Source organism: Nostoc sp. ChiVER01 (assembly GCF_034531155.1).
Classification (GTDB): Bacteria; Cyanobacteriota; Cyanobacteriia; order Cyanobacteriales; family Nostocaceae; genus Nostoc.
Map to the genome: position 1 here is coordinate 483,637 of NZ_JAVRBS010000003.1, position 11,972 is coordinate 495,608.

Below are 11,972 nucleotides of genomic sequence, written 5' to 3' on the forward strand. Positions count from 1 at the left end.
TAGTCTTGCAAACCAAGTTCGCCTATGCTGACTAAGAAAACAAGCGACTGGGTTAAGCGCTAGTAGCTAGTAGGTTGGGTTGAGGAACGAAACCCAACAAAGCCCCGGAAATGTTGGGTTGTGCTTTACTTAACCCAACCTACAATTTTATACAAAGCCAAATGTATGTCGTATAGCTGCGAATTATATTCGCCTAGACTAGGGGTATTCCAACCAATACTTTCATATTTAAATATAAAGATGCTTTACGCGAATCTGAGGTAATACTAAACAATGTATGCCTCTTTTTTTTGTAGTATTTAATATTTTATTTAAGCCTATTAGGCTATTTTGTAATGTTTAATTGATAAAATTATGTTATATTAAATAGCGTGATGGACGCTACAGAAATATCAGTTCCAATGATTGCTGAAGATATCTTAGCCAAAGAATTCACAAGAGTCCTCAACGAATACTACCCAAAAGTTGGAGAATTACTAGACGGGTGTTATGTGAAAGTCATTACCTGTTTTTGGGGACGACCTGCGAGACGCCTGCAATATATAGGAATTTATTGCTCTGACGAAATGATTTCTTGTGTGCAAGCTCATAAAGAAATACTCAGAGAAGTAGCAGACAACATGGGTCTAGTACAGGTAGTCTGCATGAATGCCAAACGATTATTGCGCGACCCGATGTCGAATATCAAACACAATAACCCACGTCTATGGTTGGAGTTGCAGTGGGTTGCAAATTAGTCTTTGAGCGCATTAATTGAGAGGAGTAAAGGTGTTTGTGGTGAAAACTTTATTCCTCAAAAATTTAAGCACGCTTAGTGCTTACTACGAACCTATCGACCACAAGAATAGCCAGCACAAAGTATTAACGCAAGTAATGAAAACTGGAATTTTCTGCAATTACGATAATCATCACCAAGATGCTCGTCGTGCCATCTTTGAGCAAGTCACGCTGATAAAACAGGCAGAAAGTTTAGGTTTTGAAGAAGCCTGGGTGAGTGAACATCATTTTAGTGAATCCAATCTCAGCCCCTCTATGTTGCTGTTAATGGCACACTTGGCGGGGCTGACTTCAACTATCCAATTAGGCACTGCGGCGGTATTACTGCCATTCCATAACCCGATTCGGGTAGCGGAAGATATCGCCACTCTGGATCACCTGTGCAATGGACGATTATTATTTGGAGTTGCCAAAGGCGGCCCCTTTCCCCAACAAAACAAGCATTTTGCGACACTCCCAAGTGAATCCCGTCCCAGGATGCTAGAGGCGATCGCACTGGTTCAAAAGCTTTTATATGAAACTGATGTATCATTTAATGGCAAGTATTATCAATGCGATCGCTTAACAATTTACCCAAAACCATTGCAGAGTCAAATACCAGTGTATGTTGCCACTGGTGGTGATGATGGTATCGAGTTTGCTGCTAAACATTCCTTCAGCTTGATGGGTGGGCCGCCATTCTCCCTACAGAGATTAAAGGATACTGTTGCTAAATATCGAGCCTTAAATTCTAGTGGTGCAGAAAACTTCGTGTTGGCACGCTTTTTTTATGTTGGCAAAACATTTGATGAGGCAGTGAGTGAGGCATTACCTTTCATCCGCCAATTTAGCAAGAAAATGACAGCTAATTCGGCTGAAGTATTGCAAAATAGTGCGAATCCCAACCAAAAACCATTCGATCGCACAAACATTTGTTTCGACGAAGATTATTTGATTGAGAACTCAATTATCGGTGATGTGGAGACTTGTCGAGACAAAATCAAGAAATTTCAAGACGAATTAAATTTAGGTACGTTAGCACTCAAACCCTCGTCTTCGGATATGCAAAAAAACCTGGAGAGTTTGACGCGCTACAACCAAGAGGTGCGAAATTATGTCTTCTAAACTATATCAGCTTCCTCCCGATGATTTACCGCCATCTGAGGTAACAAAAGAGGATGGAATGCTGCAAATGGAGCTAGAACAGTCTACAGGCAGATGCTTCTATCAAGCCTGCGATCGCATTACGCGAGTCCTGTTATCTAATTGCCAGTGGTATGTCACAACAAATGCTAGTATTCTAACATTAATTGTTGACTGTCCTGACTTAGTATCTTACTGGCATATAGTCAGCAATATTGCTCAGTTAGGTAATAGATTAGAGCGGTTTGCTAGCAACGGTAAAATCCGCGTTTATCCGCCATTTGGCAAGGGGATGCCGTTTGAAATCAGCGTAAATGAAATATCAGCTTATCGAGATTGGCTTTGAGGTAAATAGAAACTGGGAATCACACAAAATATAGCTGTCTTACACCCTGTACTCCTAAAGTGCAGGGTGTTGTAATTGTAGAATAGTTGCAATATGGTATATGTTTAATTTTGTCCCCAACAAATAAGTCTTTGGGATGAATAAGTACCGTAATAAGGCGGTTCGTTAAAAAAATTAGCTTTGACAAAGAGTTAAGCCTTAATTTAACTTGTATTGTAATCGTTGATTTTCCTCATGAATTAACCAAGGTCAAGAAAGTCTCTAGGAGTAATTATCTGGTTTTCATATTCGGCTAGGATATTGAGTGATAAAAGGTCTTGATCTCCTGTAAGCAAAAACTCGGCGCTGGAATCTTTAGCAAGTTCTAAAAATTTGTTGTCGTCTGGATCTCTACAGATTTTTACTTGAGATTTTATTTCTATAAATTTGCTGTATTTTTTAACTACATCCAAAAAATCCTGCCGTTCTTCATCTGAGATATATTTATCAAACTTACGTTTGTAAATTCGTGTCTTTAATTCTTGATAAGTTTCATCGCTTTGAGCAATAAAGAATTCTTTATAGACTTTATCTAGGGCTTTACGGGCTGTTCCATCAGGACTCAGTGCAGCACTAAGTAAAACATTTGTGTCAATGACAATTAGTTTATGATTCATCGGCAAGTAGTTCTTCTAGCATTTCTTCGGTTAGTCCTTTAGCTTGAGCATTTCTGCCGATTCTTTCAAAAACACTAAGTAAATCCTCATCTTTATTTTTTGAAGAATTTTTCTTTATTTCTTGAATAAGTTCTTCTTGTTTTTGTGCTGGTAATTGTAGGACAAGATTAAGAATTTGCTCAAAGGTTAGAGGAAGTTGATAGGTTTTTTGATTCATAGTAGGTTCTGCGGTTAGCGGATAGGGACTTGACGCACATTTATATTTTACCTGTGACGAATTTCGGGAAATACTAGTTTTTATAAAAAATTAGAAACGAGATATTTACTCATTCTTGGGGCAAAGCTGATGGTAAAAGTTTATAAATTTAAACCAGGTTTTTTATTCCAAAGCTTTGCCCAAATACTAGTGCTTGCTTACGCCAAAATTGCCATTCCTGAAGGAGGCAAATCAATTCGCACAGTTGCGCGACGGTCGTCATGATGTTGTACAGCTACAGTTTGTCCGCGCGGAGGGTAGCGTAAATATGAATCACTCCAATCACTCTTGTATAAAAAGGTCATAGTCGAGTCTGGAGGATGCATATAAGTATCTACTGTCACTTCTGCACCGCGATTTTCTAAGCCGTTAGTATTCAGCACCATCAACACTTCTGTGTCAAATAAAGTCTGTGACCAAGCAACTAATTCACCTTGTCCGGGAATCGAGAAAGGGGAGTCATAAAAGGATGTTTCGCGTAGGTAGTGATGTCCACGGCGCAATGCTTTACCAATTTTATCTTGACTGTTGCGGATACGAGCGATCGCAGCTATCCGCAAATAGGTAGGATGGTCAATATCGAAGAAATGACAATCTGCTGTTTGAAATGCGCCAAAAGCACCGCCAAACATTGCTTCTTTGATATATCTATCTTCGCCAAACCTGCCACCTTCTATGCTGTTATCGTGATAGCCTTCATTGCCATCAAAAGCCTGTTCTGTTCCATAATAAATAGCAGGAATTCCTGGCGTAGTTAATTGCACACCGACAGCATGAGCAACTTGTTCATAAAGATTAAGTACATTACTGTTTGCGGCAAATCGTTGCTTATGAGTACGGAATGACATATCATAATCATCCAAAATGGAGACATGATATGTCCCAATTTGGCGGTATTCTCCAGCCAGGTTTTTTTCGCTATATAAATCGAAAAATTGCTTTGGATGTACTAACCCTTTTGCAAATGCAGTCAATTCGTTAGGAGCATGTACGCTGTCTAATACAGCACTGAGGTTGCGACCAATAATGTCTATGTACGCACCAGCCATACTACCGGAAGTCATTTCCCCAGTTAATAAAAAATTGTCTTTACCGATAGATTCAGCGTATTCACGAATTGCAGTGCAGAATTTGCGGGAATCTTCTGGAGAAACATGCTTGAGGCTATTTACCCTAAAGCCATCGCAGTCAGAAAGAGCAATCCAATATTGATAAACTCTTGCTAAGGCTGCGATCGCATCATTTTTGTAAAACCAGTTATCAGCGTTCTGGTTGTATACTACATCAAGGATGACATACATCCTGCGATCGTGGGCAGCATCAATTAAATCTCTTAAATCTTGACGAGTGCCAAAGTGGGGGTCAATATTTAAGAAGTCTTGGATGCGATCGCTGTGATAAGCTTCTAATTCAGAATGTTGTTGCCAAGGTGGACTAATCCACAGCGTTGTTACTCCCAATCGCTGCAAATAGTCCAATTTACTCTTAATTCCTCTAAGAGTACCACCAACAAACTTTGTCCCTGCTGCCATCCAGTCGGCTTTGTCTTTAACTTGGAATTTTGAAGGGTTGCTGCGGTCAAAAAGTTCCCTTTGATTTTCATTATCGTCACTGAATCTATCTAATATCAATTGGTACAAAAATTGGTCGCGCCAATTGATAGGACTCGGATAAACTCTCCCTCGTGGTTTCAGGTTTGTTTCGGAGAGTTGCTGGGGTGTCAATTCTTCAACTTTAGCCATGAGGATTTACGCACAGATACGAAAATGGCAGTATGCGTTTACAAAGTTACAAAAAATACTTTCAGTTTTCATGAACCCGCAGAGGGATTTTAGAAGTTAGTGGTTTAATTTTATGATGAGAGGTGAAAAATATAGATAAGGAAACGAACCGCCAAGAACGCCATCGCGTAGCGTCTCGTTAGAGAAGGACGCAAAGGGAAGAAAGAAGAAAGAGATATATAATTTTCACAAATAATTTAGGACTGCTATATAATGAATGCAACCTGTATCTTTGTTAAATGCAAGAAAAGTTATGCTACGGTGCATTAATTTGTCTTCTACTTAATTAGGTTTTTGAGAAATCATCTTATAGAGATTATCTAACTGAGTTACTAGTGTTGGAGGAATACTCGTAAAGTGAATATAGAAACTTCCTGTGTTTGCTAGTTTTTCTAAGACTTTGGCATAGATATCTTCACTCACTTGTGTTGAGTTTTGAGATATGAAAAGATTAATTTTAATATTAGTTAACTTATGAGGTACTTCATTAGGGATATCTACTTGTAATTCGGCTCCTTTTGCTGATAGTTTAATTAAACGTCCTGAAAAAACCGGGTTACCCATTTGCTTGTCATGCAAAATAGTGTATATAAACGGAATTTCTTGAGGAACAGGGAAAAATATTTCTTCTTCTTTGGGTAAATAAAGATTGTATCGTCCGCCCACACCATATACTTCGTAAATAGTAATTGGTTGGCTCACACCTTTCGGCTGAACTTGCTTTTGCTCAATAATTTTGACGCTTGACTCTACTTCTTTGAAAGTCTGCTCTGAGATCAGAATTTGACCGCCACTAGTATACGACTCAATGCGATAAGTGAGATTTACTTGACTACCTATGATTCCATATTTAGTCCGCTTCTCGGAACCAATATTGCCGACTATAACTTCACCTGTGTTAATACCAATCCCCATTTCTAATGGTGGCCAGCCGAGGGTTTTCATCTTTTGATTAACGCCACCCATTGCTAATTGCATGGCACAGGCGCAGGTAACGGCTCTGAGAGCATCATCTTCTTTAGCGATCGGCGCACCAAATAATACCAGAATGCCATCCCCCATAAACTCATCAATAGTACCTTGGTAATGATTAATCACATCCGCCATGTATTCCAAATAGAGGTTGAGAATATAAATTACTTCTTCTGGCGGAAAGCGTTCTGAGAGCGCAGTGAAGCCTCGTAAATCAGAGGTGAGAATAGTAATTTTGCGTCGTTCACCACCGAGTTTTAACCTTTCAGGACTTTCTAACAAGTTAGCGACAACCATATCACTTAAATATCGTCCGAAAACTTGGCGAATTAATTGGTTTCTTTTTTCTAATTCAGTATTGGCTTCTGCTAAATCTGTGGTTCGTTCTCTAATTCGATGTTCTAGATTTCTGCCGTTTTCTCGGAGTTTCCCAACAACAAGTGTCAATCCTGAGATTCCTAAGACTGACATACCGCCTAACATGGCAAAGGTTCCTTGGAGACTTTGGTTGGTTTTGGTCATTAAATTATCGAGAGATTGAGAAATCTCCCAGGCTCCAGCAACATCTCCTACTTCCCAGTTTTTCTTTGGACTATTGATATCTGTGTTATGACAAGTTACGCAACTTGGTTTCATAAGGCTGGCTTGTGCAAAATGCAAGGTGGTGTTTCCATTTTGCTTCTCAAGGCGATAAAATTTTTGACGAGGATTTTCTCTCAAGAAGTTGAGTGCGTCGCGCTCAAATACGTCTCTTGCTCCCCCTGTGGTTTTGCGCCAAGGATATGGATAGTTACTGTACAGGCGTACAGACATTTCGGCATTTTTTTCACTAATTTGCTCACCAAGTTCGATCGCAAAAGTTGAGGGTAGGGGGATTGCGCCTTTGGTATTGAGGTAAGCGTGGGTGACGGTAATTCCAGGTACGGCTTTAGCTCGCTCTGCGGCTGCGGCGCTGTAGAGGTCAAATGCTTGAGTTAATGATTGGATATTCAAGGCAGCATTTTGAACTGCTTGGGATTCAATTAAGCTCGACGAAAGCGCAGACATATTAGAAATTGCGATCGCGATCGCTCCACACAACATAATTGTGAGTACAAGAGTAATCCTCTGCAACAGTAAGCGTAAAAATGATTCCCAAATTCGACTAATTAATGGCTGAACCATAAACCTTGTGTAAAGAATTTGTAAAATATTGCGTATTATTTTTGTTATTCTCTGATAAATGAATTATGCCATTCTACTTATAGAATTTAAAGTATATTTAACTTTTGTCGATCGCAGCAATGGATATTGAGCAAGCACTCGCATTTACAGACGCTCTCGTTTTTGCCAAGTCAAGAATTCATTTGAGCGATCTCCAACAAGCTATGTTGCGTGAGTCTTGGTCTTTGGAACGCCAAAGTTACGATCGCATTGCCGATATTTATGGTTATTCTCCAACTTACTTAAAACATGATGTTGGCCCGAAACTATGGAAACTCCTTTCAGAAGTTTTAGCAGAAAAAGTTAATAAAACAAGTTTTAGAACAGCAATTGAGCGTAGATTTAAAATAGAGAATACAACTACCCAATCAAATCAAGTTCAAGAAAATATCTTTGATAATATTGAAGAAAAAATGCAAACAAAATTTGCTGATACTCTGCTAGTTGCAGAAGCAAATACTTCCCATCAAGATTGGGGAGATGCAATCGATGTTGATTTTTTCTACGGAAGGCAAACAGAATTAGCTCAGTTGCAGCAGTGGATTTTGGTTGATCAGTGTCGGCTTATAGCTTTGTTAGGAATGGGTGGAATGGGAAAAACTTCCCTCTCTATAAAGCTGGCACAACAATTACAGAGCGAGTTTAAATGGGTGATTTGGCGAAGTCTGCGAAATGCGCCACCAGTACAAGAGATATTAACAGAGTTATTAAAATTCTTATCTAATCAGCAAGAAATTGATTATCCAGAAACCGTTGAAGGCAAAATTTCGCGTCTGCTGAATTATTTGCGATCGCAGCGTTGTTTAGTAATTTTTGATAATGTTGAAACCATCTTACAGCACAACGATAAATCTAAATCATCTTATATCGAAGGCTATGAAGCTTATGGCGAAATATTTAGACAAATTGGAGAAATTCGCCATCAGAGCTGTTTAATTCTAACAAGTAGAGATCAGCCTTCAGAAGTTCGCCTTTTAGAAGGAGCAAGCTTACCTGTTCGAGCTTTTCAATTGGGCGGATTGCAGAAAACAGAAGCACAAGAACTTTTACAGTTAAAAGGTAATTTTCAAGGTTCAACAGAAGAATGGAATCGGCTAGTTGAAGGTTATGCAGGAAATCCCTTAGCGTTGAAGATTATTGCAACAACGATTCAAAACTTGTTTGATGGCAGTATTTCTGATTTTCTTAAACAGGAAACGTTAGTTTTTGGTAATATTCGCAATCTAATTTCTCAACAATTTGATCGGCTTTCTGAATCTGAAAAAACAGTTATTTATTGGCTGGCTACCTATCGTGATTCTACTTCATTTGCAGAACTGCGATCAGATATTTTTCCACCTATATCACCACAGAACTTAATTGAAGTTCTAGAATCGTTAGAGCAGCGCTCTCTAATTGAGAAAAACAAGCTGACACTGATTGCAAAACATCGGACATTTTCACTTCAGCCGATGGTAATGGAATATGTCACCGAGAAATTAATTGCTCAAGTTTGTCAAGAAATATTGGCAGGTTTAGAAGCGAATGCCAATCAAAAAAATCTGCTATTCAAAACTCATGCGTTACTCAAAGCTACTGCACAAGACTATGTGCGAGAAACACAAGTTCGTTTCATCCTGAAGCCTATTCTTGAACGCTTATTACTAGATCGTTTATTAATAGAAGTTAGCGAAAAAGTCGCAATTGAGAACCTGCTCAGTGAATGTTTAACCAAACTACGAGGTACATCGTCACTCAAAACTGGATATGCAGGCGGTAATATTTTAAATTTACTTTGTCAACTCCAATCAACTTTAACTAACTACGATTTTTCAAATTTAACGATTTGGCAAGCCTATTTACAGGATGTGAATTTGCATAATGTTAATTTTGAATCTTCTGATTTGAGTCAGTGTATTTTTGCTGAAACCTTTGGTATGGTGTTTGCTGGTATTGCTTTTAGCCCAGATGGAACATTATTAGCTACGGGGGATGCAGAAGGTGAACTTCGTCTCTGGGAAGTTGCAACTGGGAAACTTGTTGTCAATTTTGCTGGACATTTAGGTTGGGTTTGGTCGCTTGCTTTTAGTCCAGATGGGCAATTGTTAGCAAGTTGCAGTAGTGACAAAACGATTCGGCTGTGGGATGTCAACACTGGTAAATGTCTGAGAACGTTGTCAGGACACACAAGTTCAATTTGGTCAGTTGCCTTTAGTGCCGATGGTCAAATCCTTGCTAGTGGAGGCGATGAACCAACAATAAGATTATGGAATATCAACACTGGGGACTGTCAGAAAATTTTGTCGGGTCATACAGATCGAATTCTCTCAGTATCATGGAGTCCAGATGGTCAAACTCTAGCAAGTGGCAGCGCCGATTTCACAATTCGACTTTGGAAAATTAATGGAGAATGCGATCGCATTTTAGAAGGACATAGCGATCGCATTTGGTCACTTTCCTTTAGTCCAGATAGTCAAACCCTAGCCAGTGGCAGTGCCGATTTCACAATTCGACTCTGGGAAGTTAGTACTGGAAAGTGCTTCAATATATTACAAGAACATAGCGATCGCGTCCGATCAGTAGTCTTTAGTCCCGATGCCCAAATGCTGGTTAGCGCCAGCGACGATCAAACTGTGAGAATTTGGGATAATACAGGGCAATGCCTGAATATTTTACCAGGACACACCAACTCTGTATTTTCAGTTGCTTTTAATGCAGATGGTCAAACTATTGCCAGTGGTAGCACAGACCAAACTGTAAAACTATGGGATGTCAGTACAGGTAGATGCTTTAAAACCTTAAAAGGCTATAGTAACTCTGTATTTTCAGTTGCTTTTAATGGAGATGGTCAAATTGCTAGTGGCAGCACAGACCAAACTGTAAGATTATGGGATGTCAATACCGGGATTTGTCTAAAAAAATTCACCGGACATAGTGGCTGGGTAACTTCCGTAGCGTTTCACCCAGATGGAGATTTGCTAGCCAGTAGCAGCGCCGATCGCACCGTTCGGATTTGGTCAGCTAGCACTGGGCAATGTCTACAAATTTTGAAAGGTCATGTAAATTGGGTGCAATCAGTTGCCTTTAGTCCTGATAGACAAATCTTAGCAAGCGGCAGTGACGACCAAACCATTCGCTTATGGTCTGTCAGTACAGGAAAATGCCTCAACATATTGCAAGGCCACTCCAGTTGGATTTGGTGTGTTACCTTTAGCCCCAATGGTGAAATAGTCGCTAGCAGTAGTGAAGACCAAACCATTCGTCTGTGGTCGATTTCCACTGGTGAATGTCTCCAAATTTTAGAAGGACACACTAGTAGAGTCCAAGCGATCGCTTTTAGTCCAGATGGGCAAATCCTCAGTAGCGCTAGTGAAGATGAAACAGTTCGTCTGTGGTCAGTTAATACAGGTGAATGCCTCAATATTTTTCAGGGACATAGTAATAGTGTTTGGTCAGTTGCTTTTAGTCCAGAAGGTGATATTTTGGCAAGTAGCAGCTTAGATCAAACAGTGAGAATTTGGGATAGGCATACAGGGGTTTGCCTGAAAGTGCTGCCTGTCATGCCTCATGCAATGCGATCGCATATTGCATTTGGTAAATATACAGAACATTATGCGATCGCTAGCGGCAGCCAAAACGGAACTATTCAGATTTGGGATGCCCAAACGGGCGAATCTTTAAAAACACTCAATCCTGACAGACCTTATCAAGGAACCAACATTACAGGCGTAACAGGAATCACCACAGCTCAAAAAGATGTCCTCAAAGTCTTAGGTGCTTTCGAGATTTGAGTTATAAATTACACAAACAATAGTCGATGCAATCAAGATGCAGGTCGATGCAATCGATGTGCAAGTTAATGCAATCAATGTGCAAGGCGATGCAATCAATGTGCAGGTCGATGCAATCGATGTGCAAGTTAATGCAATCAATGTGCAGTTCGATGCAATCGATATGCAGGTCGATGCAATCAACGTGCAGGTCAAAATAGTTATACCAATTGCAAAAAACAATGTGACAAATAGACCATTTGTAGAGACGCGATTTATCGGGTCTTCAAAGACCAGTTATCTACATCGATAACTTTTAACTGAACCGTATTGGTTATAAGTACACCGTAGAGAGATATACAGAGAGAGGTTTTACAGATACCGTGCTTGTCCTCTGCTTCAACCTTAATTTTTTAGACGAATTCGACTTAATTATCTCCTTAATTTTCCATAACTTATCCTCATCGACGCGATCGGGCTACAAACCTAAAGTAGAGGAGTCCTGAAAAACGAAAGGGAAAACTACCCAAAAACAGGACATTTCCCAACTTAAAACGAGGTCTATCGCCTCATCAAAAACATTATTTTCAAGAATTAAGGAGAAATTCAAATGGGAACATACACTGGTGATAATACTAACAATACATTTATAGCTGACGATGATGGACAACCTTGGTTGCTCTCTGGAAAAGGAGGTGATGATTACCTAGCAGGTAAATCTCAGAACGACAAAATTTATGGCGATGAAGGTAATGACAACCTACTTGGTGGAGCTGGCAACGACATCCTAGATGGTGGAACTGGCAACGATAACCTATATGGCGGCGCTGGCTTCGATAGCCTATATGGTGGAGATGGCAATGACATCATAACTGATACAGATGGTATTGTTGATGGTGGTGCTGGTACTGATACTCTAGTAGCAGACTACAGCCAGTTGAGCAATGGGGCTGGTGTTGATGTCGGATTTAATGGACAGAATGCCATCTTCAGCCGTGTAAATACCGCTACTTTACTCAGCTACAGCAATATTGAGCGATTTGAACTTACTGGTTCACAATACGCCGATGTCCTGCGTGGTGGTGCTGGCAATGATATTCTCAATGGTGG

At 39.9% G+C, this 11,972-nt stretch carries 10 protein-coding genes; 6 read left to right on the plus strand and 4 right to left on the minus strand.

Annotated elements, in window-relative coordinates; genetic code table 11:
- Window positions 1–374 precede the first annotated feature (374 nt).
- The 3 genes from RMY00_RS06715 to RMY00_RS06725 all read left to right on the plus strand — a co-directional run bounded on the left by RMY00_RS06715 (window position 375) and on the right by RMY00_RS06725 (window position 2,245).
- Window positions 375–737: a hypothetical protein gene (locus tag RMY00_RS06715; RefSeq protein WP_181374248.1), complete on the plus strand. Its 363-nt coding sequence runs from the start codon at window positions 375–377 to the stop codon at window positions 735–737.
- 136 nt (window positions 738–873) lie between these two features.
- Entirely contained in the window at window positions 874–1,881 is a 1,008-nt protein-coding gene (locus RMY00_RS06720) for an LLM class flavin-dependent oxidoreductase (RefSeq protein ID WP_322646811.1), read from the plus strand.
- Window positions 1,871–2,245: a hypothetical protein gene (locus RMY00_RS06725; protein WP_322646785.1), complete on the plus strand. Its 375-nt coding sequence runs from the start codon at window positions 1,871–1,873 to the stop codon at window positions 2,243–2,245. The genes RMY00_RS06720 and RMY00_RS06725 overlap by 11 nt, the downstream gene beginning before the upstream one ends.
- 239 nt (window positions 2,246–2,484) lie before the next feature.
- On the opposite strand, the gene RMY00_RS06730 is transcribed toward RMY00_RS06725, so the two are convergent.
- The 4 genes from RMY00_RS06730 to RMY00_RS06745 all read right to left on the minus strand — a co-directional run bounded on the left by RMY00_RS06730 (window position 2,485) and on the right by RMY00_RS06745 (window position 7,074).
- Window positions 2,485–2,901: a putative toxin-antitoxin system toxin component, PIN family gene (locus tag RMY00_RS06730; RefSeq protein ID WP_322646786.1), complete on the minus strand. Its 417-nt coding sequence runs from the start codon at window positions 2,899–2,901 to the stop codon at window positions 2,485–2,487.
- Window positions 2,891–3,118 (minus strand): hypothetical protein, encoded by a 228-nt coding sequence (locus tag RMY00_RS06735; RefSeq protein WP_322646787.1) that lies wholly within the window; start codon window positions 3,116–3,118, stop codon window positions 2,891–2,893. Before RMY00_RS06735 ends, RMY00_RS06730 begins: the two co-directional genes overlap by 11 nt.
- Before the next feature lie 197 nt (window positions 3,119–3,315).
- Window positions 3,316–4,899: an alpha-amylase family glycosyl hydrolase gene (locus RMY00_RS06740; protein WP_322646788.1), complete on the minus strand. Its 1,584-nt coding sequence runs from the start codon at window positions 4,897–4,899 to the stop codon at window positions 3,316–3,318.
- Window positions 4,900–5,220: 321 nt separating this feature from the next.
- Window positions 5,221–7,074: an adenylate/guanylate cyclase domain-containing protein gene (locus RMY00_RS06745; RefSeq protein WP_322646789.1), complete on the minus strand. Its 1,854-nt coding sequence runs from the start codon at window positions 7,072–7,074 to the stop codon at window positions 5,221–5,223.
- Window positions 7,075–7,193: 119 nt separating this feature from the next.
- On the opposite strand from RMY00_RS06745, the gene RMY00_RS06750 reads away from it, so the two are divergent.
- The 3 genes from RMY00_RS06750 to RMY00_RS06760 all read left to right on the plus strand — a co-directional run.
- Window positions 7,194–10,883 (plus strand): NB-ARC domain-containing protein, encoded by a 3,690-nt coding sequence (locus RMY00_RS06750; RefSeq protein WP_322646790.1) that lies wholly within the window; start codon window positions 7,194–7,196, stop codon window positions 10,881–10,883.
- 37 nt (window positions 10,884–10,920) lie between these two features.
- Window positions 10,921–11,175, plus strand: a complete 255-nt coding sequence (locus tag RMY00_RS06755; RefSeq protein ID WP_322646791.1) for a hypothetical protein — start codon at window positions 10,921–10,923, stop codon at window positions 11,173–11,175.
- Between the two features lie 297 nt (window positions 11,176–11,472).
- Window positions 11,473–11,972, plus strand: a 500-nt coding sequence (locus tag RMY00_RS06760) for a calcium-binding protein (RefSeq protein ID WP_322646792.1), incomplete at its 3' end; no start/stop codon positions are given.

Coding starts and splice junctions, on each gene's coding strand:
- RMY00_RS06715 (WP_181374248.1), top strand. CDS start 375: ATGGACGCTACAGAAATATCAGTTCCAATGATTGCTGAAGATATCTTA.
- RMY00_RS06720 (WP_322646811.1), top strand. CDS start 874: ATGAAAACTGGAATTTTCTGCAATTACGATAATCATCACCAAGATGCT.
- RMY00_RS06725 (WP_322646785.1), top strand. CDS start 1,871: ATGTCTTCTAAACTATATCAGCTTCCTCCCGATGATTTACCGCCATCT.
- RMY00_RS06730 (WP_322646786.1), bottom strand. CDS start 2,901: ATGAATCATAAACTAATTGTCATTGACACAAATGTTTTACTTAGTGCT.
- RMY00_RS06735 (WP_322646787.1), bottom strand. CDS start 3,118: ATGAATCAAAAAACCTATCAACTTCCTCTAACCTTTGAGCAAATTCTT.
- RMY00_RS06740 (WP_322646788.1), bottom strand. CDS start 4,899: ATGGCTAAAGTTGAAGAATTGACACCCCAGCAACTCTCCGAAACAAAC.
- RMY00_RS06745 (WP_322646789.1), bottom strand. CDS start 7,074: ATGGTTCAGCCATTAATTAGTCGAATTTGGGAATCATTTTTACGCTTA.
- RMY00_RS06750 (WP_322646790.1), top strand. CDS start 7,194: ATGGATATTGAGCAAGCACTCGCATTTACAGACGCTCTCGTTTTTGCC.
- RMY00_RS06755 (WP_322646791.1), top strand. CDS start 10,921: ATGCAGGTCGATGCAATCGATGTGCAAGTTAATGCAATCAATGTGCAA.